At 59.5% G+C, this 24,089-nt stretch carries 21 protein-coding genes; 3 read left to right on the plus strand and 18 right to left on the minus strand.

The annotated features are described in order from the left end of the window. Window positions 1-68 precede the first annotated feature (68 nt). The 15 genes from nuoF to PFLQ2_RS18260 all read right to left on the minus strand — a co-directional run bounded on the left by nuoF (window position 69) and on the right by PFLQ2_RS18260 (window position 17,811). Window positions 69-1,427 carry an NADH-quinone oxidoreductase subunit NuoF gene (gene nuoF / locus PFLQ2_RS18325; protein WP_003180058.1) on the minus strand — a complete coding sequence of 453 codons (1,359 nt, stop codon included), beginning with the start codon at window positions 1,425-1,427 and terminating at the stop codon, window positions 69-71. Further along, window positions 1,424-1,921 (minus strand): NADH-quinone oxidoreductase subunit NuoE, encoded by a 498-nt coding sequence (gene nuoE / locus PFLQ2_RS18320; RefSeq protein WP_003180060.1) that lies wholly within the window; start codon window positions 1,919-1,921, stop codon window positions 1,424-1,426. The genes nuoF and nuoE overlap by 4 nt, the downstream gene beginning before the upstream one ends. A 2-nt stretch (window positions 1,922-1,923) precedes the next feature. Further along, entirely contained in the window at window positions 1,924-3,708 is a 1,785-nt protein-coding gene (nuoC, locus tag PFLQ2_RS18315) for an NADH-quinone oxidoreductase subunit C/D (RefSeq protein ID WP_003180062.1), read from the minus strand. Between the two features lie 73 nt (window positions 3,709-3,781). Further along, window positions 3,782-4,456 carry a NuoB/complex I 20 kDa subunit family protein gene (locus PFLQ2_RS18310; RefSeq protein ID WP_003180065.1) on the minus strand — a complete coding sequence of 225 codons (675 nt, stop codon included), beginning with the start codon at window positions 4,454-4,456 and terminating at the stop codon, window positions 3,782-3,784. A gap of 10 nt (window positions 4,457-4,466) precedes the next feature. Beyond that, window positions 4,467-4,880, minus strand: coding sequence for an NADH-quinone oxidoreductase subunit A (locus PFLQ2_RS18305; RefSeq protein WP_003180067.1), 414 nt, complete (start codon window positions 4,878-4,880; stop codon window positions 4,467-4,469). Between the two features lie 836 nt (window positions 4,881-5,716). Then, window positions 5,717-7,042 carry an isocitrate lyase gene (aceA, locus tag PFLQ2_RS18300; protein ID WP_003180068.1) on the minus strand — a complete coding sequence of 442 codons (1,326 nt, stop codon included), beginning with the start codon at window positions 7,040-7,042 and terminating at the stop codon, window positions 5,717-5,719. Window positions 7,043-7,533: 491 nt separating this feature from the next. Then, window positions 7,534-8,295 (minus strand): secretin N-terminal domain-containing protein, encoded by a 762-nt coding sequence (locus PFLQ2_RS18295; protein WP_003180070.1) that lies wholly within the window; start codon window positions 8,293-8,295, stop codon window positions 7,534-7,536. Between the two features lie 252 nt (window positions 8,296-8,547). Then, on the minus strand, window positions 8,548-8,973 hold the full coding sequence (locus PFLQ2_RS18290) for a GNAT family N-acetyltransferase (protein WP_003180072.1): 426 nt from the start codon (window positions 8,971-8,973) through the stop codon (window positions 8,548-8,550). Then, a complete protein-coding gene (locus PFLQ2_RS18285; RefSeq protein WP_003180074.1) occupies window positions 8,966-10,132 on the minus strand; it encodes a cupin domain-containing protein in 1,167 nt (388 codons plus the stop codon). Before PFLQ2_RS18285 ends, PFLQ2_RS18290 begins: the two co-directional genes overlap by 8 nt. Before the next feature lie 85 nt (window positions 10,133-10,217). Further along, a complete protein-coding gene (gene purB / locus PFLQ2_RS18280; protein WP_003180075.1) occupies window positions 10,218-11,588 on the minus strand; it encodes an adenylosuccinate lyase in 1,371 nt (456 codons plus the stop codon). Window positions 11,589-11,776: 188 nt separating this feature from the next. Next, window positions 11,777-12,400: a high frequency lysogenization protein HflD gene (hflD, locus tag PFLQ2_RS18275; protein ID WP_003180077.1), complete on the minus strand. Its 624-nt coding sequence runs from the start codon at window positions 12,398-12,400 to the stop codon at window positions 11,777-11,779. After that, on the minus strand, window positions 12,397-13,521 hold the full coding sequence (gene mnmA, locus PFLQ2_RS18270; RefSeq protein WP_003180079.1) for a tRNA 2-thiouridine(34) synthase MnmA: 1,125 nt from the start codon (window positions 13,519-13,521) through the stop codon (window positions 12,397-12,399). The genes hflD and mnmA overlap by 4 nt, the downstream gene beginning before the upstream one ends. A 58-nt stretch (window positions 13,522-13,579) precedes the next feature. Continuing rightward, window positions 13,580-14,026 (minus strand): NUDIX hydrolase, encoded by a 447-nt coding sequence (locus tag PFLQ2_RS18265; protein ID WP_003180081.1) that lies wholly within the window; start codon window positions 14,024-14,026, stop codon window positions 13,580-13,582. Between the two features lie 199 nt (window positions 14,027-14,225). Then, window positions 14,226-15,104, minus strand: coding sequence for a hypothetical protein (locus PFLQ2_RS27675; RefSeq protein WP_033045966.1), 879 nt, complete (start codon window positions 15,102-15,104; stop codon window positions 14,226-14,228). A gap of 481 nt (window positions 15,105-15,585) precedes the next feature. Next, entirely contained in the window at window positions 15,586-17,811 is a 2,226-nt protein-coding gene (locus PFLQ2_RS18260) for an NADP-dependent isocitrate dehydrogenase (protein WP_003180083.1), read from the minus strand. A gap of 482 nt (window positions 17,812-18,293) precedes the next feature. Between PFLQ2_RS18260 and icd the strand changes: the two genes are divergently transcribed. Further along, window positions 18,294-19,550 (plus strand): NADP-dependent isocitrate dehydrogenase, encoded by a 1,257-nt coding sequence (icd, locus tag PFLQ2_RS18255; RefSeq protein WP_003180085.1) that lies wholly within the window; start codon window positions 18,294-18,296, stop codon window positions 19,548-19,550. 78 nt (window positions 19,551-19,628) lie between these two features. Here the strand turns inward: icd and cspD are convergent, their stop codons facing one another. After that, entirely contained in the window at window positions 19,629-19,898 is a 270-nt protein-coding gene (gene cspD, locus PFLQ2_RS18250) for a cold shock domain-containing protein CspD (RefSeq protein ID WP_003180087.1), read from the minus strand. A gap of 226 nt (window positions 19,899-20,124) precedes the next feature. Between cspD and clpS the strand changes: the two genes are divergently transcribed. Further along, window positions 20,125-20,487, plus strand: coding sequence for an ATP-dependent Clp protease adapter ClpS (clpS, locus tag PFLQ2_RS18245; RefSeq protein WP_003180089.1), 363 nt, complete (start codon window positions 20,125-20,127; stop codon window positions 20,485-20,487). Window positions 20,488-20,516: 29 nt separating this feature from the next. Continuing rightward, window positions 20,517-22,787, plus strand: coding sequence for an ATP-dependent Clp protease ATP-binding subunit ClpA (clpA, locus tag PFLQ2_RS18240; RefSeq protein WP_003180090.1), 2,271 nt, complete (start codon window positions 20,517-20,519; stop codon window positions 22,785-22,787). Window positions 22,788-23,023: 236 nt separating this feature from the next. On the opposite strand, the gene infA is transcribed toward clpA, so the two are convergent. Next, the gene (infA, locus tag PFLQ2_RS18235; RefSeq protein ID WP_002553999.1) at window positions 23,024-23,242 is read right to left on the minus strand and encodes a translation initiation factor IF-1; all 219 of its coding nucleotides are present in this window, start codon (window positions 23,240-23,242) and stop codon (window positions 23,024-23,026) included. Between the two features lie 100 nt (window positions 23,243-23,342). Then, the gene (locus PFLQ2_RS18230; protein WP_003180093.1) at window positions 23,343-24,050 is read right to left on the minus strand and encodes an arginyltransferase; all 708 of its coding nucleotides are present in this window, start codon (window positions 24,048-24,050) and stop codon (window positions 23,343-23,345) included. Between the last annotated feature and the right edge of the window lie 39 nt (window positions 24,051-24,089).

The following is a 24,089-nucleotide window of genomic DNA, read 5'->3' on the forward strand; positions in this document are numbered from 1 at the left end:
AGCCTCGGTGAAAAGGCGTCATCGGACGAAAGGCGAAGGGCACGGGCCCTTCGCCTTGTTAAGCGTCGTTACGCGCCGACCATGGTCGGCGTGACCACCTGATTGAGATCCCCGGCGCGCGTTGGCGCGATGCCGGCCTCGAATTCAGGGCGGAAATATTTGATCGCGCTGCCCAGCGGTTCCACGGCACCCGGTGCGTGAGCACAGAAGGTCTTGCCTGGACCGAGGAAGCCCACCAGGCCCAGCAGGGTCTCGATGTCCCCGGCCTGGCCTTCGCCGTTTTCAATGGCCCGCAGCAGCTTGACGCTCCAGGGCAGGCCATCGCGGCAAGGGGTGCAGAAACCGCACGACTCACGGGAGAAGAACTCTTCCATGTTGCGCAGCAGGGACACCATGTTGACGCTATCGTCCACCGCCATCGCCAGGCCGGTGCCCATGCGGGTGCCCACCTTGGCGATGCCGCCGGCATACATTTGTGCGTCCAGGTGCTCCGGCAGGAGGAAACCGGTACCGGCGCCGCCAGGCTGCCAGCACTTGAGCGTGTAGCCGTCGCGCATGCCACCGGCATAGTCTTCGAACAGCTCACGACCGGTGATGCCGAACGGCAGCTCCCACAGGCCAGGATTCTTGACCTTGCCGGAGAAGCCCATGAGCTTGGTGCCCATGTCTTCGCTGCCGTCGCGGGCCAGGGATTTGTACCAGTCGACGCCGTCGGCAATGATCGCCGGCACGTTGCACAGGGTCTCGACGTTGTTCACGCAGGTCGGTTTGCCCCACACGCCCACGGCGGCAGGGAAGGGCGGCTTGGAGCGCGGGTTGGCGCGGCGGCCTTCGAGGGAGTTGATCAGCGCGGTTTCTTCACCGCAGATGTAGCGCCCGGCGCCGGTGTGGACGAACAGTTCGAAATCGAAGCCGCTGCCCAGGATGTTCTTGCCCAACAGGCCGGCGGCCTTGGCTTCTTCCACGGCACGGTTCAGGTGCTTGGCGGCGGTGGTGTATTCGCCACGCAGGAAGATGTAGCCCCGGTAGGTCTTCAGCGCACGGGCGCTGATCAGCATGCCTTCGATCAGCAGATGGGGCAGTTGCTCCATCAGCATGCGGTCTTTCCAGGTGTTGGGTTCCATTTCATCCGCGTTGCACAGCAGGTAGCGGATGTTGATGGATTCGTCCTTGGGCATCAGGCCCCACTTCACGCCAGTGGGGAAGCCCGCGCCGCCACGGCCTTTAAGGCCGGAGTCTTTCACGGTCTGGACGATGTCGTCCTGGGCCATGTCGATGAACGCTTTGCGCGCGGCGGCGTAACCGTTCTTGGCCTGGTATTCGTCCAGCCACACCGCTTCGCCGTCGTCACGCAGACGCCAGGTCAGGGGATGGGTTTCGGCCGAGCGCTGGATGCGGTTGGCGGGCCCGAAGGAAGTCAGGGTCATACGTAGCCCTCCAGCAGTTTGGCGACGCCATCTGGCTTGACGTCACCGAAGGTGTCGTCGTCGATCATCAGCGCCGGTGCCTTGTCGCAGTTGCCCAGGCAGCACACCGGCAGCAGCGTGAAACGGCCGTCGGCGGTGGTCTGGCCCAGGCCGATGCCCAGCTTGCCCTGGATTTCGCTGACCACCGATTCATGGCCGCCGATGTAGCAAACCATGCTGTCGCAGACGCGAATGATGTGCCGGCCCACAGGCTGGCGGAAAATCTGGCTATAGAAGGTGGCGACGCCTTCTACGTCGCTGGCCGGGATGCCGAGGATCTCGCCGATGGCGTAGAGCGCGCCATCGGGCACCCAGCCACGTTCCTTCTGAACGATTTTCAGGGCTTCGATCGACGCCGCGCGCGGGTCTTCGTAGTGATGCAGCTCGTGCTCGATGGCCGAGCGCTCGGTTTCGCTCAGGGCGAAACGGTCTGTCTGGATAAGCGTGCTGTTCATGCTTAGCGGTCCACGTCGGCCATAACGAAATCGATACTACCCAGGTACGCGATCAAGTCCGCGACCATGCTGCCTTTGATCACCGAAGGGATCTGCTGCAGGTGCGGGTAGCTTGGGGTGCGAATCCGGGTGCGGTAGCTCATGGTGCCGCCGTCGCTCGTCAGGTAATAACTGTTGATGCCCTTGGTCGCTTCGATCATCTGGAAGGATTCGTTGGCCGGCATGACCGGGCCCCACGAAACTTGCAGGAAGTGCGTGATCAAGGTCTCGATGTGTTGCAGCGTGCGCTCTTTGGGCGGCGGCGTGGTCAGCGGGTGATCCGCCTTGTACGGGCCTTCCGGCATGTTGCGCATGCACTGGTCGATGATCTTGATGCTCTGGCGCATTTCCTCGACGCGAACCATGCAGCGGTCGTAGGCATCGCCGTTGACCGCCAGCGGGACTTCGAATTCGAAGTTTTCATAACCGGAGTAAGGGCGTGCCTTGCGCAGGTCGAAGTCGCAACCGGTGGAACGCAGGCCGGCACCGGTGACGCCCCATTCCAGGGCTTCCTTGGTGTTGTAGGCGGCGACCCCGATGGTACGACCCTTGAGGATGCTGTTCTGCAGGGCGGCCTTGGTGTATTCGTCCAGGCGCTTGGGCATCCACTCGACGAAGTCCTTGACCAGCTTCTCCCAACCACGGGGCAGGTCGTGGGCAACGCCACCGATGCGGTACCAGGCCGGATGCAGACGGAAACCGGTGATGGCTTCGATCACCGTGTAGGCCTTCTGGCGGTCGGTGAAGGTGAAGAACACCGGGGTCATGGCGCCGACGTCCTGGATGTAGGTGCCCAGGAACAGCAAGTGGCTGGTGATACGGAAGAACTCGGCCATCATGATGCGAATGACGTCGACCTTCTCCGGCACCTTGATCCCGGCCAGTTTCTCGACCGAAAGCACGTACGGCAGGTTGTTCATCACCCCGCCGAGGTAATCGATGCGGTCGGTATAAGGGATGTAGCTGTGCCAGGACTGGCGCTCGCCCATCTTCTCGGCACCACGGTGGTGGTAGCCGATGTCCGGGACGCAATCGACAATCTCTTCGCCATCGAGCTGCAGGATGATGCGGAAGGCACCGTGGGCCGAAGGGTGGTTCGGGCCCAGGTTGAGGAACATGTAGTCCTCGTTCGCGCCCGAACGCTTCATGCCCCAGTCTTCAGGCTTGAAGCGCGCGGCTTCCTCCTCAAGTTGCTGCTTGGCCAGGGACAGGCTGAACGGGTCGAACTCGGTGGCACGGGCCGGGAAGTCCTTGCGCAGCGGGTGACCTTCCCAGGTCGGCGGCATCATGATGCGGGTCAGGTGCGGGTGGCCGGGGAAGTCGATCCCGAACATGTCCCACACTTCGCGTTCGTACCAGTTGGCGTTCGGCCAGATACCGGTCACGGTCGGCATGCTCAGGTCGCTCTCGGATAAAGCGACCTTGATCATTACGTCACTATTACGCTCGATCGACAGCAGGTGATAGAACACGGTGAAGTCGACGCCGTCGGGCAGCCCTTGGCGCTTGGTGCGCAGGCGCTCGTCCACGCCGTGCAGGTCATAGAGCATGACGTACGGCTTGGGCAGGTTGCGCAGGAAGGTCAGGACTTCGACGAGTTTGGCGCGGGCAACCCAAAGCACCGGCATGCCGGTGCGGGTCGGCTGGGCGGTGAACGCCTCGGGGCCAAAACGGTTGTTCAGTTCGACGACCACATCCTGGTCGTCTGCCTTGTAAGGCGGGATGTACAGAGCACTGCCTGTAGTCATGGTTATTTATCGCTTTCGGTCAACGTAAAGAATGAAGCCAGGTTCTCGTTTCTATGGAAGGAACAGAGCTGGATCAGACTTCGTCGGGGCTGCGCAGGTTGGTGACTGCGATACGCTGTTCGCGGCGCTGTTCCTTTTGCGATGGCATCTCGGCGCGATAGACGCCTTGATCACCAACGACCCAGGACAGTGGGCGACGCTCCTGGCCAATCGACTCTTGCAACAGCATCAAGCCTTGCAGGAACGCTTCAGGGCGAGGCGGGCAGCCGGGCACGTAGACGTCCACGGGCAGGAACTTGTCCACCCCTTGAACGACGGAATAGATGTCGTACATGCCACCGGAGTTGGCGCACGAACCCATGGAGATAACCCACTTCGGCTCGAGCATTTGCTCGTAGAGACGCTGGATGATCGGCGCCATCTTGATGAAGCAGGTACCGGCGATAACCATGAAGTCCGCCTGGCGTGGCGATGCCCGGATCACCTCGGCGCCAAAGCGCGCGATGTCGTGGGGCGCCGTGAAGGCGGTGGTCATTTCCACGTAGCAGCACGAAAGGCCGAAGTTGTACGGCCACAGGGAGTTCTTGCGACCCCAGTTGACCGTGCTGTTCAGCACGTCTTCGAGCTTGCCCATGAAGATGTTTTTGTGGACTTGATCTTCTAACGGATCAGCGACGGTTTCCCGCTCGCCGATCGGATACTGCTCGTTAGGAGCATCGGGGTCGATCCTGGTGAGATTGTATTGCATTGCCAAAGCCTCATTGTTTCAGCTTCGCTTGCCGCTTGCGCCGAGCTTCCGGAGCCCAATCAAGTGCCCCCACCCGGTAAAGGTAGACAAGACCTGCCAACAGAATTGCTATGAAAACGAGAGCTTCGACGAATCCGGTCCAGCCGCTTTCGCGGACGGACACAGACCATGCAAAGAGAAAGAGGGCTTCGATATCGAAGATCACGAAGAGCATCGCGACCAGATAGAATTTGGCTGAGAGCCGCAAGCGGGCGCCACCGGTAGGTAGCATGCCGGACTCGAACGGTTCGTTTTTGCTGCGGCCCCAGGCTCGTGACCCAAGGAGGCTCGACACACCGAGCATGAAGGCACACAGGCCGACGACGCCCAGAAGGAAAATGGCAAAGCCCCAGTTGTGGGCCATGAGTCCTGTCGCTTCGGGCATGCTGGAAATCCTTAACAGAGAGCAAAGGTCTCTGAGCTTGAAAAGAAATAACGCAGTGACGATATGTCGCAGCAATCAATCGCGGTGATTTTATGGCTAAACACCGGGCAAGTAAAATTCCTATAGCGAAATTATTTATTGGAATAAGGACATAGCACACCTCCGGAGCCCCGCGACCCCGGCCTGGCGGGCATTGGCGGTGGATTCATCAATAATATTTCGCTTCGAATGTAACAATGGCCACGCCTTTCAAATGATAATTATTATTGTTTGGGTGGGCTTTCGCCTGGAACCTTCAAGTAATGACTGAGAACTTGTCTTACATGGCCGCTACTGAACTCGTCGGCGCCGGCCGTTTTACTCTTTTTCTGACTGCCCGATACTGCGTTCGATCAATTTTTTTATCAGTTTGCTGATCCTTGTGGGAGCGGGCTTGCTCGCGAAGAGGGGGGGTCAGAAACGCACCTGTCAGCTGACACACCGTTTTCGCGAGCAAGCCCGCTCCCACAGGGTAATGCTGTGCACTTAAGGCAATCGACAAAACCCGTGGCGAGGGAGCTTGCTCCCGCTGGGCCGCGAAGCGGCCCCAAAACCTGCCAGATGCGGAGCATCAGACACGCCGCACCCGCCGGTTTACGACTGCTTCGCAGCCGAGCGGGAGCAATCTCTGGCCACAGGTCCATCATCTTTCTTAAATGACCAGCATTAGCTCCCACAGAGGGGTGTGTTGTCTGTCAAAGCGTAGGCGAAAAAAAGCCCCGAACCAGTCGGGGCGTCAGATCGTCGGCTTTGCGGTTAGCTTTTATTCGGTCCGCAAGGGCCGTTTGCGTCGTGGATCAGTGGAACTGTTCTTCTTCGGTCGAACCGGTCAGTGCAGTCACCGACGAGGTGCCGCCCTGGATTACGGTGGTCATGTCGTCGAAGTAGCCGGTGCCCACTTCCTGCTGGTGAGCCACGAAGGTGTAACCCTTGGCGGCGTCGGCGAATTCCTGCTCTTGCAGCTTCACGTAGGCGGTCATGTCGTTGCGGGCGTAGTCGTGCGCCAGGTTGAACATGCTGTGCCACATGTTGTGAATGCCAGCCAGGGTGATGAACTGGTGCTTGTAGCCCATGGCGGACAGTTCGCGCTGGAACTTGGCGATGGTCGCGTCGTCCAGGTTTTTCTTCCAGTTGAAGGAAGGTGAGCAGTTGTACGACAGCAGTTGGTCCGGGTATTCCTTCTTGATCGCTTCGGCAAAGCGACGGGCTTCGTCCAGGTCCGGCTTGGCGGTTTCGCACCAGATCAGGTCGGCGTACGGCGCGTAGGCCAGGCCGCGAGCGATGGCCTGGTCGAGACCGGCGCGCACCTTGTAGAAGCCTTCCTGGGTGCGGGTGCCCGTCACGAATGGCTGGTCGTACGGGTCGCAGTCGGAGGTCAGCAGGTCAGCGGCGTTGGCGTCGGTACGGGCCAGGATGATGGTCGGAACGCCGGCAACGTCCGCGGCCAGACGGGCAGCGGTCAGTTTTTGCACGGCTTCCTGGGTTGGAACCAGTACCTTGCCGCCCATGTGGCCGCACTTCTTCACCGAAGCCAGCTGGTCTTCGAAGTGAACGCCGGCGGCGCCTGCTTCGATCATGCTTTTCATCAGTTCGTAGGCGTTCAACACGCCGCCGAAACCGGCTTCAGCGTCAGCCACGATCGGCGCGAAGTAGTCGATGTAGCCTTCGTCGCCCGGGTTCTTGCCGGCTTTCCACTGGATCTGGTCGGCACGACGGAACGAGTTGTTGATGCGCTTGACCACGGTTGGAACCGAATCCACCGGGTACAGCGATTGGTCGGGGTACATCGATTCGGCGGAGTTGTTGTCCGCAGCCACTTGCCAGCCCGACAGGTAGATCGCCTGGATACCCGCCTTGACTTGTTGCACGGCCTGGCCGCCGGTCAGGGCGCCCATGCAGTTGACGAAATCTTTCTCGGGGCGGAAGGATGGCTTGGCGCCCTGGGTCACCAGGTTCCACAGCTTCTCGGCGCCCTGTTTCGCAAAGGTGTGCTCAGGTTGAACCGAGCCACGCAGACGGACGACGTCAGCAGCGGAGTAGTTGCGCTTCACGCCTTTCCAGCGCGGGTTTTCAGCCCAGTCTTTTTCAAGGGCTGCAATTTGCTGTTCGCGTGTCAGTGCCATGGAGATAAACCTCGTCGCATAGGTCTGGGGTGGAAAATTCCTTGCTCCTGCCGACTGCCATCAAAGGCGGGTAAGGCGGCTCGCTGGCCAGGGGCCGGGCGCACAAGTCGGTTGAGGCGAGGAGGCGACGGGATGAACGATGGGCTCGAGGGGAAAGTGAGCAGGTAGAGGCGAACTGCGGGCGCATTCGGGCGTCGTGGGCCTTCATACGAACTCAGAGTGATGCCGGGTTACCTAGTTACGCTTCCGTCCCTCGGGACAACTTCGTTCCAGTCGCAACCTCGTCAAACACACCTTGTGGGCGGTACAGACACGAATCGGCTCGCAGGGTAGTTGCAAGCGTCGACCCGAAGGCCCTTGCCAGGGCCCCTGATTAGCGGGAGCGAGGCCATCATGCCTTCGGTTTTTTGCCTCGTCAAACGTTTTGTAGTGCTTTTTTTATGGCACTACATCTTTGGTCTAATACGACTCATCAGTCAGTTTTTGGTGCTTCAGTTCAGGGTGTCGACCTTGACCCGTAAAATCATGTCGTCCCGGCCTTGGGTCGAGTAGCTGCGGGTCAGACCCTGTTTGTCGGCCTGGTTCTGCCGATTCACGCCGGCCAGGGTGATCCATTCTCCCAGGCGCCCGCTGACCGTTGTGTCGGTACTCTGGACGTTCACTACATCGGGACGTTCCTGGCTCATGCGGTCACGGTTGGTACTGATGCTCAGATGAACGGTCTCGCCGGTGACGCTGGCGGTGACATAGAAACCCTGGGTGACGTTGCGGTATTCAGTCTGGCTTTGCATGCGGCCGTAGTTGTCAGTCTGATTGCTGGTGAATGGCACGCTTTGGCCGACCTGGATCAGTGCGGGCTGGCCTTCACTGGCTTGTACCTGCTGCACGCCGCCCTCACGGCTGACGGTGCTGCGGTTGATGATGCGGGTCTGGCTGGGGGCGGCGCCGTTGATCGAGTAGCCCTGGTCGCCTTGCAGGTTGTTTTCGTTGGTGTCGACGGTGATCAACAAGCGCTTGGGGGCGGTGTCCAGTTGGGCGAGGAACTGCCTCAGCTCTTCGATCTTGCCGGGCTCGGCATTGACGATCAGTTGGTTGCCGTAGGCGCTGACCTGGCCGTCCTTGCCGATGAAGTTCTGCGCCACCGGCAGCAGGTCTGCGCTGGTGCGGTAGTTCAGTGGCACGACTTGCGTGTCGGCCATGACCGCCAGGCTGCAGCCGAGCAGCAGGGTGGTCAGCAGGGTGCGTAAGGACATGTCCATTTCTCCGCGAGACAAAGGCTTGATATTGCCAGTTTGTCGGCCCCGGTTGGGGCAAGTTGAATGGTAGACGGCAAAACGCCCCGGCATCGAAGGATGGCGGGGCGTTCTGGTGTGCTGCGCAGTTGTGGCGAGGGAGCTTGCTCCCGTTGGGTCGCGAAGCGGCCCCAAAATAGAAGGGCCGCTACGCAGCCCAGCGGGAGCAAGCTCCCTCGCCACAGGATATTGCGTTGCTGCTTCCGGCGGGCGTCAGGCCGAATGCCGCACCATGTCCACGTGAGGAATCCCGGCTTCCAGGAATTCCTCGCTGACCACCGCAAAGCCCAGCCGCTCATAGAACGGCGTGGCATGCACCTGGGCGCTGAGCATCTGCTGCTTGAGCCCGCGTTTCTCGGCTTCGGTAATCACGGCGTGCATCAGCGCGTCGCCCACCTTCAGCCCGCGCCAGTCCTTGAGGACCGAGACGCGACCGACATGGCCATCGGTCAGCAGGCGCGCGGTGCCGATGGGAAAGTCACCCTCGAACGCCAGGAAGTGCACGGCCCCCTGGTCGTCGGCATCCCATTCCAGCTCGGGCGGGACGGACTGTTCGGCAATGAACACGGTCTCACGAATGCGCCGGATCTCGGCGTTATCCTTTTGCCAGTCTGCGACACGAACGTGGATTTTATTCATCGGCGAACCCCAGGCTGCCTTGCTTGACCAGCTCGCAGATCAGGCCGCGACCGTCTTCATCGGCCAGCCATGGGCCGAGGTTCTCGATGTGCAGGGCGTCGGCGGCGCAGATCATTTTCAACAGCTCGCGCAGCTTGCCCGGCAGGTAGCGGCTCTGGCCGCTGGCGAACAGCAGCAGGTCATCATCGACTTCCGACCAGGCCAGGCGGGCACTCGGGTTGCGGATGATCACCGCGCCTTGCTCCAAGCCGGCCAGCAGATCGTCTTCTTCCAGCTCTGGGCCCACTACCAGTTCCGGGTAGCGCGGTTCGGTCATGAACTGGCCGAACCAGGTCAGCAGCAAGCGCTCGTCGCTCATGTGCTCGGCCAGCAAACCCTTGAGGCGGTCGAGGGCGTCGTGCTGGATCTGGTGCGGGTCGGCGACCGGGCGGGCGTCGGCGTCGGTGTAGCGTTCTTCGTCCGGCAGGAACTGGCTGAGGAAGTCGGTGAAGTGGGTCAGCACTTCGGCGGCGCTCGGTGCGCGGAAGCCCACCGAGTAAGTCATGCAGTCATCCACGGCCACGCCGCAATGGGCCAGGCGCGGCGGCAGGTAGAGCATGTCGCCCGGTTCCAGGGTCCACTCGTCGGTGGCCTCGAAGTCGGCGAGGATGCGCAGGTCGGCGTGCTCCAGCAGCGGGCTTTCGGAGTTGCACATCTGGCCGATTTTCCAGTTGCGCTTGCCATGGCCCTGCAGCAGGAACACGTCGTAGTTATCGAAATGCGGACCCACGCTGCCACCCGGGGCGGCGAAGCTGATCATCACATCGTCGATGCGCCAGCTCGGCAGGAAGCGGAAGTGCTCCAGCAGTTCGCTGACTTCCGGCACGAATTGATCGACAGCCTGCACCAGCAGTGTCCACTCGCGCTCCGGCAGCTTGCTGAATTCGTCTTCGGCGAACGGGCCGCGACGCAATTCCCAAGGGCGTTCGCCGTGTTCGATCACCAGGCGCGACTCGACTTCTTCTTCCAGGGCCAGGCCAGCCAGTTCATCGGCGTCGATCGGGCTTTCGAAGTCAGGAATCGCCTGACGGATCAGCAATGGTTTTTTCTGCCAGTAGTCGCGCAGGAACTCCCGTGCCGTGATGCCGCCCAGAAGTTGCAGTGGAATGTCAGGATTCATGTGTAACCTATTGAAAAAATATACTTTTCAGACGCGAATAAAAACGCCCGGCGCGGCCGGGCGTCTCAAAGGTAAAAGCCGTGGATCAGATGCGCTTGGCTTGTGCCGCTGCGTTGCCGATGTAGCTGGCCGGCGTAAGCTTCTTCAGCTCTTCGCGGGCTTGGGCCGGCATGTCCAGGCCATCGATGAAAGTCTGCAACGCTTCAGGGCTGATGCCCTTGCCACGGGTCAGTTCTTTCAGCTTTTCATACGGGTTTTCGATGTTGTAGCGACGCATCACGGTCTGGATCGGCTCAGCCAGGACTTCCCAGCAGGCGTCCAGGTCGGCGGCGATTTTCTGCTCGTTCAGTTCCAGCTTGCTGATGCCCTTGAGGCTGGCTTCGTAGGCAATGACGCTGTGGGCAAAACCGACGCCCAGGTTGCGCAGCACGGTGGAGTCGGTCAAGTCGCGCTGCCAGCGGGAGATCGGCAGTTTGCTCGCCAGGTGCTGGAACAATGCGTTGGCGATGCCCAGGTTGCCTTCGGAGTTTTCGAAGTCGATCGGGTTGACCTTGTGCGGCATGGTCGACGAACCGATTTCGCCGGCGATGGTGCGCTGCTTGAAGTAACCCAGGGAAATGTAGCCCCAGATGTCGCGGTCGAAGTCGATCAGGATGGTGTTGAAGCGCGCGATCGCATCGAACAGCTCGGCAATGTAGTCGTGGGGTTCGATCTGAGTGGTGTACGGGTTGAAGCTCAGGCCCAGCTCGTCTTCGATGAAGGCGCGGGCGTTGGCTTCCCAGTCGATGTCCGGGTAGGCCGACAGGTGGGCGTTGTAGTTGCCCACTGCGCCGTTGATCTTGCCCAACAGTGGCACGGCGGCGACTTGGGCGATCTGGCGCTCCAGGCGGTAGACCACGTTCGCCAGTTCCTTGCCCAGGGTGGTCGGCGAAGCCGGCTGGCCGTGGGTGCGCGACAGCATCGGGACGTCGGCGAAGCGGATCGCCAGTTCACGGATGGCCTGCGCGGTCTGGCGCATCAGCGGCAGCATCACCTCATCACGGCCTTCGCGCAGCATCAGCGCGTGGGACAGGTTGTTGATGTCCTCGCTGGTGCAGGCAAAGTGGATGAACTCGCTGACGTTGGCCAGTTCCGGCAGCTTGGCCGCCTGCTCCTTGAGCAGGTATTCGATGGCCTTGACGTCGTGGTTTGTGGTGCGCTCGATCTCTTTCACACGCTCGGCGTGCTCCAGCGCAAAATTGTCCGCCAGGGTGTTCAGTACCGCGTTGGCTTCGGCGGAAAACGCCGGCACTTCGCTGATACCAGGGTGGGCGGCCAGGCGCTGGAGCCAGCGCACTTCAACCAGGACGCGGGCACGGATCAGGCCGTACTCGCTGAAAATCGGGCGCAGGGCCTGGGTTTTGCCGGCGTAGCGGCCGTCAACAGGGGAAACCGCAGTGAGCGAAGAGAGCTGCATGGGGTGTTCTCGGACAGTCGGGCAACGAAATGGGGCGCGTATCATACATGAAATCCATCGCCGGTCCGTCGCCAACTGACCGGCGTATTACGCGTAACGAGATAAAGCTGTCATGTGGCGAGGGAGCTTGCTCCCGCTGGGCTGCAAAACAGCCCTCAAAAATCCACAAAAAAACCGGTCGAGGCGATTTATTCGCTGCGCATCAACGGGTAAAGCTCCTTGAGCAATTTGCGCCGGCTGATCACCAGTTGCCAGCGATGACCACCCAGTTGCCGCCACAGGCGTGCCGAGCGAATCCCGGCCAGCAACAGCGCGCGAATTTTCGAGGCATTGCTCGGCTGCTGCAGGTTGCGCATGTCGCCATGCACCTGGATGCGTTGGCGCAAGGTGCTCAGGGTGTCCTGGTACAGCGCGCCGCAGGCGGCAATGACGTTTTCGTGAGACGGGCCGAAGTGCTCGACCTGGGACTGGATCTGCGGCAAGCGTTTGCCGATGGTGTCCAGCAGGTCGTCGCGCTTGGCCAACTGGCGCTCCAGGCCCAGCATCGACAGGGCGTAGCGCAGCGGTTCGCGTTGCAGGGCGCTGGGATCGCGCTCCAAGGCGCCGACCAGCGCGCGGTAACCCTCGCGCAGGTTTAGGTCATCGCCGCCGTATACCTCCAGGGTGTCCTTGGGGTCGCGAACCAGCAGGCTGCCGAGCATGCAGCCCACGCCCGCTTCGGTGGCCTGGCCGGTCTTGGCAATCCTGTCCACCAGCACGGCGGCGAGAAACACACCGCCCAATGCCGTCAGCTGTTCCTGGATAGGCGTCATGCCTTGCTGCTCCAGGGCTCGGCGACTTCGATCACGCCGCCGCCCAGGCAGATTTCGCCGTCATAGAACACGACGGACTGGCCGGGCGTGACCGCCCGTTGCGGGTCGTCGAACGTAGCGCGATAGCCCGTGGCGGTTTTTTCCAGCGTGCATGGCTGGTCGCTCTGGCGATAGCGGACCTTGGCCGTCAGGCGACGCGGTTCGCTCAGATCGACCGGGTTGACCCAATAGATGTCGGAGGCGAGCAGGGCGCGGGAAAACAACCAAGGATGGTCGTTGCCTTGGCCGACGATCAGCTCGTTGTGCTCCAGGTCCTTGATCAGCACGTACCACGGCTCTTCACCGGCGTCCTTCAGCCCGCCGATGCCCAGGCCCTGGCGCTGGCCGATGGTGTGGTACATCAGGCCATGGTGGCGGCCGATGACCTCGCCTTCGGTGGTCTTGATCTCGCCTGGCTGGGCCGGCAGGTATTGCTTGAGGAAGTCGCTGAAGCGGCGCTCGCCAATGAAGCAGATGCCGGTGGAGTCTTTCTTCTTGGCGGTGGCGAGCTCGTGTTTTTCGGCAATCGCACGCACTTCAGGCTTTTCCAGCTCGCCTACCGGGAACAGGGTCTTGGCGATCTGTTCGCCGCCGACGGCATGCAGGAAGTAGCTCTGGTCCTTGTTCGGGTCCAGGCCCTTGAGCAGCTCGGTGCGCCCATCGATGTCACGGCGGCGCACGTAGTGGCCGGTGGCGATCAGGTCGGCACCCAGCATCATGGCGTAGTCGAGGAACGCCTTGAACTTGATCTCGCGGTTGCAGAGGATGTCAGGGTTCGGCGTGCGACCGGCCTTGTATTCGGCCAGGAAGTGCTCGAACACGTTGTCCCAGTACTCGGCGGCGAAGTTGGCGGTGTGCAGTTTGATGCCGATCTTGTCGCACACGGCCTGGGCGTCCGCGAGGTCGTCCATGGCGGTGCAGTATTCGGTTCCGTCGTCTTCTTCCCAGTTCTTCATGAACAGGCCTTCCACCTCATAACCCTGCTCGATCAGCAGAAGGGCGGAAACGGAAGAGTCCACGCCGCCGGACATGCCGACAATGACGCGCTTCTTGGATGTGTCAGAAGGGGCTGGATCACGCATGGGAATTTATGAGTGTCTTGAAAAAGGACGCGATTCTATCAGGCCCGGGCGCGCAAGGCTAAAGAGAAGGACGGATCAGCGCCAGGCTGTGGCGATGGCCGGCCAGGTAATCGTCGATGCAGCGGATGATCAGCTCGCTGCGCCAATGATCGCGCTGTCCGAGCAGTTCGTCGTGACTTAGCCACTTGGCGCCGAGAATGCCGTCGTCCAGTTGATAGTCGGGGCGATGGTTCAAGGCCTTGGCGGCAAAACACACGCGCTGGTAGGTGACGCCATTACTGGGGGCGGTGTACAGGTAGATGCCCACCACGTCCGTGGGTTCGACGTCCCAGCCGGTTTCTTCCAGGGTTTCGCGCACGGCCGCTTCGATCAGTGTTTCGTCAGGGTCCAGGTGGCCGGCAGGCTGGTTGAGCACCGCGCGTCCGCCCTTGGACTCTTCCACCATGAGGAAGCGGCCGTTGTCTTCGACGATGGTGGCGACGGTGATGTGGGGTTGCCAGTTCATGGGAGTCCTTATCTTGAAATTGGAATGCAGGCCGCTGTGGGCAGAGCTTGCTCGCAATAGCAACGGGTTACTCGATATTAAACGAATGATGAATCGCCGTCCCGAGCAAACTCCCATGCAGGTGATTGAGTCCTCCTGTCAGTGACCTGAATGTTGAGTTCAATTGCCCTTCTGGGCGCTAAGCAAGGTATGGCTATTCCTACAGAGCGATGCATATCGCATTCGGATAGTATTTGTCGAGGTAAGGAAAGTCTCGTAGGTCACAAAGTTTGCCTGTGCCTGCAAATGATCTGATTGTAATGGTTACCTGTTTTTTTGAAGTGTCGTGGTCAAATTCGATGATGGCAGTTGCGTCCGAAAACCCATCTTCTATCGTCAGGGTCGTTACGCCAGGTGGATAGCTTTTGTCCGGTGTCAGGTAGAAGTCGGTAGACATCGTCCCAACGAGCTTGTTAATTTTTTGTATTTCTCCTGGTGGGTATTCTTGGTATACGTCGCAGCCTGAAAGATAGAGCGTGACGTTACCTAGAAAAGAAAATCTGTCCGTGGGGTTGATAACGACTTGTAGGGCCTTTTTTTTCGGGGCAGGAAGCACGGGGCTGGTTGAAGGATGTTTGACGGCCTGGTCGTTGATTTGGATCGCGAGCCATTCGACCTTGTCTGACTGTTGGTCGAATTTTTTACCGGGTCTGTGCATTTCAAGTTGAATTAACCCTGGAAAGTCCTCGAAGACAATAGAGGGAGCCCTGACGCTTGCGCCGGGTGAGTTGGTTGAATAGATAACTTGATTTCCGAATTTGTTTAAATTGAATGTGTAGGTGGTGTCTGGGCTTGTAAAGGTTAGTTGTTGTGTGGTGGGGATGTAGTTATATATCTGTCCATGGCGATTGGGGCGGATGTCTGTAGAGCAGCGTAGGGCGTAATGGTCGGGAAATTCCTCTATTTTAGGGTATTCAAAAGGCTCATCAAGGCCCTCTCTCCTGAATAGGGTGGGAGAGCCTCGCAGTGGTTGGAGGTCTAAATTCCCAATGGTGAAGGGTATTTGAGCGTTCATAATGACTTGCGCAGTCTTTTTCACGGTGTATTTCCTCAGTCTATGAGTCAGGTAGTGAGTTTTAAGTGCGTGTTTTTCGCTGAAAACTCAAACTATCTAGGAAGGACTGCTATCGCTACGTAGCCGATGTAAGCAATCCGGTTTCGCTCACTTGAGGTCGATACACCTGCAGGCAATCAGAATGACGCCTGATCTGACTCTCTCTCGTTCTCTTGCCGAGACATCTCGCATCCAGCAAGCGTTGAAGAGGCATGTTCGGGGCACGCCGTGGCTTCCAACGCTCATGGTTTACTTCATGCGCCTTCAGTGAAGAGGGCGTACTTAGAACGATGTCGTTAAGCCTAGGTTTTGTCTTGATTCTGTCAAGCAGGTTTCTTGGTCCGGACTTAAGATGCCGCACATAAAAAATGCCCGTATCTTGCGATACGGGCATTTTCTCGTCAGGCCAAAAAGGGCTGGGTCACACAGGCCAGCATGAGCAGCCTACGAAACCCGCCTTACGCCCTTACACCAGCGCAGCAATCGCCGCGTTGAAGGTGCTGCTTGGGCGCATGGCCTTGCTGGTCAGCTCTGGGTTGGCGAAGTAGTAACCGCCGATGTCCACTGGTTTGCCTTGGACGGCGTTGAGTTCGGCAACGATTTTCTCTTCGTTGTCGGTCAGCGTCTTGGCCAGGGTCGCGAACTGGGCCTTGAGGGCAGCGTCGTCGTTTTGGGCGGCCAGTGCCTGGGCCCAGAACAGGGTCAGGTAGAAATGGCTGCCGCGGTTGTCAATACCGCCGACCTTGCGCGAAGGCGACTTGTTGCGATCCAGGAATTCGCCAGTGGCTTGGTCCAGGGTCTTGGCCAGTACCAACGCTTTAGGATTGTTGTACGTCACGCCCAGGTGTTCCAGGGATGCGGCCAGGGCCAGGAACTCGCCCAGGGAATCCCAGCGCAGGAAGTTTTCTTCCAGCAACTGTTGGACGTGCTTGGGTGCCGAGCCGCCAGCGCCGGTTTCGAACAGGCCGCCGCCGTTCATCAGCGGCACGATGGACAGCATCTTGGCGCTGGTGCCCAGTTCCATGATCGGGAACAGGTCGGTCAGGTAGTCGCGCAACACGTTGCCGGTCACCGAAATGGTGTCCTTGCCTTCGCGAGTGCGGGCCAGGGTGTACTTCATCGCGTCGACCGGCGACATGATGCGAATTTCCAGGCCAGCGGTGTCGTGGTCCTTCAGGTAAGTCTGGACCTTTTCGATCACTACGCCGTCATGGGCGCGCATTGGGTCCAGCCAGAAAATTGCCGGAGTGCTGCTGGCGCGGGCACGGTTGACGGCCAGCTTGACCCAATCCTGGATCGGCGCGTCTTTGGTCTGGCACATGCGGAAGATGTCGCCAGCCTCGACGTTCTGCTCCAGCAGGGTGCGGCCGGTGCTGTCCGAAACTCGTACAACGCCGTCGGCCTTGATCTGGAAGGTCTTGTCGTGGGAGCCGTATTCTTCGGCTTTCTTGGCCATCAGGCCGACGTTCGGCACGCTGCCCATGGTGGTTGGGTCGAAGGCGCCGTGTTGCTTGCAGTCTTCGATCACCGCCTGGTAGATGGTGGCGTAGCAGCGATCCGGGATCACAGCCTTGGTGTCGTGCAACTGGCCATCGGTGCCCCACATCTTGCCGGAGTCACGGATCATGGCCGGCATCGAGGCGTCGACGATAACGTCGCTCGGCACGTGCAGGTTGGTGATGCCTTTGTCGGAGTTGACCATCGCCAGGGATGGACGCGCCGCGTAGACCGCCTGGATATCGGCTTCGATCTGCGCCTGCTGCTCGGCCGGCAGGGCCTTGATGCGGGCGTACAGGTCGCCGATGCCGTTGTTCAGGTTGAAGCCGATCTGCTCCAGCACTTGGGCGTGCTTGGCCAGGGCGTCTTTATAGAACTCGGCAACGATCTGGCCGAACATGATCGGGTCGGAGACCTTCATCATGGTCGCCTTGAGGTGAACCGACAGCAGCACGCCTTTTTGCTTGGCGTCTTCGATTTCAGCGGCGATGAAGTCGCGCAGGGCCTTTTTGCTCAGCACGGCGCAGTCGAGGATCTCACCGGCTTGTACGGTGGTCTTTTCCTTCAGGACAGTGGCAGTGCCGTCCTGGGCGATCAGCTCGATTTTCACGCTGCCGGCGGCGTCGATCAGGGCGGCTTTTTCGCTGCCGTAGAAGTCGCCGGTGCTCATGTGGGCCACGTGGGACTTGGAGTCGGCTGCCCAGGCGCCCATCTTGTGCGGGTGCTTGCGGGCGTAGTTCTTGACCGACAGTGGCGCGCGGCGGTCGGAGTTGCCTTCGCGCAGGACCGGGTTCACGGCGCTGCCCTTGATCTTGTCGTAGCGGGCGCGAGCGTCTTTTTCGGCGTCGCTGGTCACGGTTTCCGGGTAGTCCGGCAGTGCGTAGCCCTGGGCCTGCAATTCCTTGATCGCGGCCTGCAGTTGCGGCACCGAGGCGCTGATGTTCGGCAGCTTGATGATGTTGGCTTCAGGCGTAACGGCCAGGTCGCCCAGTTCGGCGAGGTGGTCGGCTACGGCTTTGTCACCCAGTTGCTCGGGGAAGCTGGCCAGGATGCGCCCTGCGAGGGAGATATCGCGGGTTTCCACGGCGATATCGGCCGAAGCGGTAAAGGCTTCGACGATCGGCAGCAGTGAATAGGTGGCGAGGGCGGGCGCTTCGTCGGTGAAGGTATAGATGATCTTCGAGCGGGTGGGCATATTCGGATTAACTCTCTTCTTTGCTAAAGCATGCGCAGAAACTCGAGGGGCGCCGGGTAAGCGCGTTCGTTCAAAGTCATCCGTGAGCCGAATGTCGAGGTTTCTTCGCGGTGATGTTGGGTGCATCAGTCGAGCGTCAAGCGGTCGGGCCGCGGTAACGGACCGGCTTTTAACGGGCTGAGAGTCTTGTCGTAGAGCAGTCAGCCGTCGTGACCCTGTGGTCAGCGGCGGCATTATACATAGGTAGCTGGCAATCTGCCGATGGTTCATAGACCTTCGTACACGTCCATTGGTCTAAACGTCGCAGGCCAGGGGAGGCAAACTATGCTCATGATTGGCACTTTCCCCTTGGTTTTCAGGCTTATACGCAGCGAACTGCACGGCTTTGGTCTCGATGAGTCTAACGTAGGGTTTGCGTGCCGATTCAAGTGGGGTACGCTCGAACGCAAGCCAGATGTTCAATCCAAGCAATGGAGTTCAGCATGGGGTATCAAAAGATTCAGGTTCCAGCCGTCGGTGACAAAATCACCGTCAATGCAGACCATTCTCTTAATGTTCCCGACAACCCGATCATCCCCTTCATCGAAGGCGACGGCATTGGCGTCGATATCAGTCCGGTCATGATCAAGGTTGTGGACGCTGCGGTGCAGAAGGCCTATGGCGGCAAGCGCAAGATTTCCTGGATGGAAGTCTACGCCGGTGAAAAAGCCACCCAGGTCTACGACCAGGACACCTGGTTGCCCCAGGAAACCCTGGACGCGGTCAAGGACTACGTGGTTTCCATCAAGGGCCCGCTGACCACCCCTGTCGGTGGCGGTATCCGTTCGCTGAACGTGGCCCTGCGCCAGCAACTGGACCTGTACGTGTGCCTGCGTCCGGTGCGTTGGTTCGAAGGCGTTCCGAGCCCGGTCAAGAAGCCTGGCGACGTGGACATGACCATCTTTCGCGAGAACTCCGAAGACATCTATGCCGGTATCGAGTGGAAGGCCGGTTCGCCTGAAGCGACCAAGGTCATCAAGTTCCTTAAAGAAGAAATGGGCGTCACCAAGATCCGTTTCGACCAGGACTGCGGTATCGGCGTGAAGCCGGTTTCCAAGCAGGGCACCAAGCGCCTGGCGCGCAAGGCCTTGCAGTATGTCGTCGACAACGATCGCGATTCGCTGACCATCGTGCACAAAGGCAACATCATGAAGTTCACCGAAGGTGCCTTCAAGGAATGGGCCTATGAAGTGGCGGCCGAGGAATTCGGCGCGACCCTGCTCGACGGCGGACCTTGGATGCAGTTCAAGAACCCCAAGACCGGCAAGAACGTCATCGTCAAGGATGCCATTGCCGACGCCATGCTCCAGCAGATCCTGCTGCGTCCAGCCGAATATGATGTGATCGCCACCCTGAACCTCAACGGCGACTACCTTTCCGACGCCCTGGCGGCGGAAGTGGGGGGGATCGGTATTGCGCCGGGTGCGAACCTGTCCGACACCGTGGCGATGTTCGAAGCCACCCACGGTACCGCGCCCAAGTATGCCGGCAAGGACCAGGTCAACCCGGGATCGCTGATCCTCTCGGCGGAGATGATGCTGCGTCACATGGGCTGGACCGAAGCGGCCGACCTGATCATCAAGGGCACCAACGGCGCGATTTCGGCCAAGACCGTGACCTATGACTTCGAACGCCTGATGGACGGTGCCAAACTGGTTTCGTCCTCGGGCTTCGGCGATGCGATGATCTCGCACATGTAAGCGGATCGACGCTCGACACAATGCCCGGCTCGAGTGATCGAGCCGGGCATTTTCATTTGTCCGGGCTGCGACGGCCGGTCAATGGGGTTCGGTGACCCTGGCGCTGGCAGGGGCAGGCGTTGCTTCGGCGGTCACGCTGCTGATGTTGATCGCGTGCAGGCCTTTGGGACCCTGGATGACGTCGAACGTCACCGGTTGTCCAGCCTTCAGCGTCTTGTAGCCATCCATGTTGATTGCCGAGTAATGGGCGAAAAGGTCTTCATCATCCCTGCCGGCTGCGATAATGAAACCGTAGCCCTTGGCGTTGTTGAACCATTTCACCTTGCCATTCATCTTGACGACCGACATAAACCATATCCCTCTGCAACGCACTCCATCACTGGAGTATCATCCAGTCCATCCGCAGGCTAATCTTGAATACAGGATAGATTCCACGGACCTTTTTAACCCACGATGGGCTCTATTGGTTGTAACACCGTTTTCCCGATAGTCAAGGCGGCCAGGTGGTCGTGGTTGAAATCACCCGAAAGCGCCCCCATCACTGTATTCGCCAACTAAACGAACCTTTCTTTCCATGCATGCAGTCAGCCAGATTCGACTAACATTCAATCAGGATCGCCCGGATCTACACGACGACGATTCCGCAGGCATTGCTGTTCAGGAAGCAAAGCCCGCATTACAGGCGCCACCGATGTACAAGGTGGTTTTGTTCAACGATGACTACACACCGATGGATTTCGTCGTCGAAGTGCTCGAGGTGTTTTTTAACCTGAATCGCGAGCTGGCGACCAAGGTCATGCTGGCCGTCCATACAGAGGGACGGGCAGTATGTGGAGTGTTTACCCGCGACATCGCCGAGACAAAGGCCATGCAGGTCAACCAGTACGCCCGGGAAAGCCAGCATCCGCTACTCTGTGAAATCGAGAAGGACGGTTAACGCCGACCACTTGGGTATGAGGTGAAGCTATGTTAAACCGCGAGCTCGAAGTCACCCTCAATCTTGCCTTCAAGGAGGCTCGTTCGAAGCGTCATGAATTCATGACCGTCGAGCACCTGCTGCTGGCCCTATTGGATAACGAGGCTGCCGCCACCGTTTTGCGTGCCTGCGGCGCGAACCTCGATAAACTCAAGCATGATTTGCAGGAGTTCATCGACTCCACCACGCCATTGATTCCCGTTCATGACGAGGATCGCGAAACCCAGCCAACCCTGGGCTTCCAGCGTGTCCTGCAACGTGCTGTCTTTCATGTGCAGAGCTCGGGCAAGCGTGAGGTCACCGGGGCCAACGTACTGGTTGCCATTTTCAGCGAACAGGAAAGCCAGGCGGTTTTCCTGCTCAAGCAGCAGAGCGTTGCGCGCATCGATGTCGTCAATTACATCGCCCACGGTATCTCCAAGGTTCCAGGGCACGGCGATCACTCAGAGGGTGAGCAGGATATGCAGGATGACGAGGGCGGTGAGTCTTCTTCTTCAGGCAATCCGTTGGATGCCTATGCCAGCAACCTGAACGAACTGGCGCGCCAGGGTCGTATCGATCCGCTGGTCGGGCGCGAGGCGGAAGTCGAGCGTGTTGCCCAGATCCTGGCCCGGCGTCGCAAGAACAACCCGTTGCTGGTGGGCGAGGCAGGCGTGGGCAAGACCGCGATTGCCGAAGGCCTGGCCAAGCGCATCGTCGACAATCAGGTGCCGGACCTGCTGGCCAATAGCGTGGTGTATTCCCTCGACCTGGGTGCCTTGCTGGCCGGTACCAAATACCGCGGCGATTTCGAGAAGCGCTTCAAGGCGTTGCTCGGCGAATTGAAAAAACGTCCACAGGCGATCCTGTTCATCGACGAAATCCACACCATTATCGGTGCCGGGGCTGCGTCGGGTGGGGTCATGGATGCTTCCAACCTGCTCAAGCCACTGCTGTCGTCGGGTGATATCCGCTGCATCGGTTCGACCACGTTCCAGGAATTTCGCGGCATCTTCGAGAAGGATCGTGCCTTGGCCCGACGCTTCCAGAAGGTCGATGTGTCGGAGCCTTCGGTGGAAGACACCATCGGTATCCTGCGCGGCCTGAAAGGGCGGTTCGAGTTGCACCACAACATCGAATACAGCGATGAAGCCCTGCGCGCGGCGGCCGAGCTGGCCTCGCGCTACATCAATGACCGGCACATGCCCGACAAGGCCATCGACGTCATCGACGAGGCGGGTGCCTATCAGCGCTTGCAACCAATGGAGAAGCGCGTCAAGCGCATCGAAGTGCCTCAGGTCGAGGATATCGTGGCGAAAATCGCACGGATTCCGCCTAAGCACGTCACCAGTTCCGATAAGGAGCTGCTGCGTAACCTGGAGCGTGACCTGAAGCTGACGGTGTTTGGCCAGGATGCGGCCATCGACTCGCTGTCGACCGCCATCAAGCTGTCCCGCGCCGGCCTCAAGTCGCCGGACAAGCCTGTCGGTTCTTTCCTGTTCGCAGGGCCCACCGGTGTCGGCAAGACCGAGGCGGCACGGCAGTTGGCCAAGGCGATGGGGATCGAGCTGGTTCGCTTCGACATGTCCGAGTACATGGAGCGCCACACCGTATCGCGTCTGATCGGTGCACCGCCGGGCTATGTCGGTTTCGACCAGGGCGGCCTGCTGACCGAAGCCATCACCAAGCAGCCTCACTGCGTATTGTTGCTCGACGAAATCGAGAAGGCGCATCCGGAAGTTTTCAACCTGCTCCTGCAGGTCATGGACCACGGTACGCTGACCGATAACAACGGGCGCAAAGCGGATTTCCGCAACGTGATTGTCATCATGACCACGAACGCCGGTGCCGAAACCGCCGCTCGCGCTTCGATCGGTTTCACCCATCAGGACCACTCGTCCGATGCGATGGAAGTGATCAAGAAGAGCTTCACGCCTGAGTTCCGCAATCGCCTGGATACCATTATCCAGTTCGGTCGCCTCAGCCATGAAGTCATCAAGAGCGTGGTGGACAAGTTCCTTACCGAACTTCAGGCGCAACTGGAAGACAAGCGTGTATTGCTGGAAGTCACCGACGCGGCCCGCAGCTGGCTGGCAGAGGGTGGTTACGATGTGACGATGGGGGCACGACCAATGGCTCGCCTGATCCAGGACAAGATCAAGCGTCCGCTGGCCGAGGAAATCCTCTTTGGCGAACTGGCCGAGCATGGCGGTGTGGTTCACATCGACATCAAGGATGGCGAGCTGACCTTCGACTTCGAAACCACGGCCGAAATGGCCTGATCGTTACCTGTAACAAAAGCAAAAGGCGCCGAAAGGCGCCTTTTTGCTGTCTTTACCCCCCGTAGAGTCCTTTGGGAGCGGGCTTGCTCGCGAATGCGGTGGATCAGCGTGCAATGATGCTGAATGTGCAGCCGCATTCGCGAGCAAGCCCGCTCCCACACGAGGCCGCAGGGTGGAAGGCAAATCGCGGACAAACAAAAACGCCCGACATCAGCCGGGCGTTTTGTATTGACCTGTTAGCGAGCGCGGTAAGTGATACGCCCTTTGCTCAAGTCATAGGGCGTCAGCTCGACGCGCACTTTGTCGCCGGTAAGAATACGAATGTAGTTCTTGCGCATCTTGCCGGAGATATGCGCGGTTACGACGTGCCCATTTTCCAACTCCACACGAAACATGGTGTTGGGCAGGGTGTCGACGACAGTGCCTTCCATTTCGAAGCTGTCTTCTTTCGACATGCAGTAAAGCCCTCGGTATCCAGTGAATGGCCCGGTGCAACTGCGCCAGGCAAAAGCGGCGTGCATTGTGCCCGAAAAAGGGGGTTTAAGCCAAGGGGTTCTAACTAAGGACAACCCAGCGCTGGTTAATCAGCAGTTCAATGGGCCGATATTGCGTCTTGTAGTTCATTTTTTTGCAGTTCTTGATCCAGTAGCCCAGGTAGACCGCTTCGAGCCCCAGGCGCCGGCATTCGTTGATTTGCCAAAGGATCGCGAAACGCCCCAGGCTGCGCCGTTCCTCCTCCGGCTCGTAGAAGGTATACACCGCCGAAAGCCCATTGGGCAGCAGGTCCGTGACGGCAATGGCCAGCAGCCGTCCCTGGAGGCGGAACTCATAAAAGCGGGAAAATGGCAGGTCGCGTACCAGAAACGTCGAGAACTGGTCACGGCTGGGCGGGTACATGTCGCCGTCGGCATGACGTTGCTCGATGTAGCGTTGATAAAGATCGAAGTATTCCTCGCTGAACTGCGGCTTGGCCGGTCGGACCTGGACATCGGCGTTGCGCTTGAAAATACGCTTCTGCTGGCGATTGGGCATGAACTCGGCCACGGGAATACGTGCCGGAACGCACGCATTGCAATGCTGGCAATGAGGCCGGTAGAGATGATCGCCACTGCGACGAAAGCCCATTTCCGACAGGTCTGCGTAGACATGCACGTCCATGGGCTGGCTAGGGTCGAGGAACAGCGTCGTGGCCTGCTCCTCTGGCAGGTAGCTGCAAGAGTGGGGTTGAGTGGCATAAAACTTCAAACGCGCCAACTCGGTCATGATCAACCCTCGGATAAGCTTTAAATCTAATTGTAAGCC

Source organism: Pseudomonas fluorescens Q2-87, assembly GCF_000281895.1.
Classification (GTDB): domain Bacteria; phylum Pseudomonadota; class Gammaproteobacteria; order Pseudomonadales; family Pseudomonadaceae; genus Aquipseudomonas; species Aquipseudomonas fluorescens_S.

What these genes read in the sequence shown, in the direction of transcription:
- nuoF (WP_003180058.1), bottom strand. Translation starts at nt 1,427, where the DNA reads ATGACCCTGACTTCCTTCGGGCCCGCCAACCGCATCCAGCGCTCGGCC.
- nuoE (WP_003180060.1), bottom strand. Translation starts at nt 1,921, where the DNA reads ATGAACAGCACGCTTATCCAGACAGACCGTTTCGCCCTGAGCGAAACC.
- nuoC (WP_003180062.1), bottom strand. Translation starts at nt 3,708, where the DNA reads ATGACTACAGGCAGTGCTCTGTACATCCCGCCTTACAAGGCAGACGAC.
- PFLQ2_RS18310 (WP_003180065.1), bottom strand. Translation starts at nt 4,456, where the DNA reads ATGCAATACAATCTCACCAGGATCGACCCCGATGCTCCTAACGAGCAG.
- PFLQ2_RS18305 (WP_003180067.1), bottom strand. Translation starts at nt 4,880, where the DNA reads ATGCCCGAAGCGACAGGACTCATGGCCCACAACTGGGGCTTTGCCATT.
- aceA (WP_003180068.1), bottom strand. Translation starts at nt 7,042, where the DNA reads ATGGCACTGACACGCGAACAGCAAATTGCAGCCCTTGAAAAAGACTGG.
- PFLQ2_RS18295 (WP_003180070.1), bottom strand. Translation starts at nt 8,295, where the DNA reads ATGTCCTTACGCACCCTGCTGACCACCCTGCTGCTCGGCTGCAGCCTG.
- PFLQ2_RS18290 (WP_003180072.1), bottom strand. Translation starts at nt 8,973, where the DNA reads ATGAATAAAATCCACGTTCGTGTCGCAGACTGGCAAAAGGATAACGCC.
- PFLQ2_RS18285 (WP_003180074.1), bottom strand. Translation starts at nt 10,132, where the DNA reads ATGAATCCTGACATTCCACTGCAACTTCTGGGCGGCATCACGGCACGG.
- purB (WP_003180075.1), bottom strand. Translation starts at nt 11,588, where the DNA reads ATGCAGCTCTCTTCGCTCACTGCGGTTTCCCCTGTTGACGGCCGCTAC.
- hflD (WP_003180077.1), bottom strand. Translation starts at nt 12,400, where the DNA reads ATGACGCCTATCCAGGAACAGCTGACGGCATTGGGCGGTGTGTTTCTC.
- mnmA (WP_003180079.1), bottom strand. Translation starts at nt 13,521, where the DNA reads ATGCGTGATCCAGCCCCTTCTGACACATCCAAGAAGCGCGTCATTGTC.
- PFLQ2_RS18265 (WP_003180081.1), bottom strand. Translation starts at nt 14,026, where the DNA reads ATGAACTGGCAACCCCACATCACCGTCGCCACCATCGTCGAAGACAAC.
- PFLQ2_RS18260 (WP_003180083.1), bottom strand. Translation starts at nt 17,811, where the DNA reads ATGCCCACCCGCTCGAAGATCATCTATACCTTCACCGACGAAGCGCCC.
- icd (WP_003180085.1), top strand. Translation starts at nt 18,294, where the DNA reads ATGGGGTATCAAAAGATTCAGGTTCCAGCCGTCGGTGACAAAATCACC.
- cspD (WP_003180087.1), bottom strand. Translation starts at nt 19,898, where the DNA reads ATGTCGGTCGTCAAGATGAATGGCAAGGTGAAATGGTTCAACAACGCC.
- clpS (WP_003180089.1), top strand. Translation starts at nt 20,125, where the DNA reads ATGCATGCAGTCAGCCAGATTCGACTAACATTCAATCAGGATCGCCCG.
- clpA (WP_003180090.1), top strand. Translation starts at nt 20,517, where the DNA reads ATGTTAAACCGCGAGCTCGAAGTCACCCTCAATCTTGCCTTCAAGGAG.
- infA (WP_002553999.1), bottom strand. Translation starts at nt 23,242, where the DNA reads ATGTCGAAAGAAGACAGCTTCGAAATGGAAGGCACTGTCGTCGACACC.
- PFLQ2_RS18230 (WP_003180093.1), bottom strand. Translation starts at nt 24,050, where the DNA reads ATGACCGAGTTGGCGCGTTTGAAGTTTTATGCCACTCAACCCCACTCT.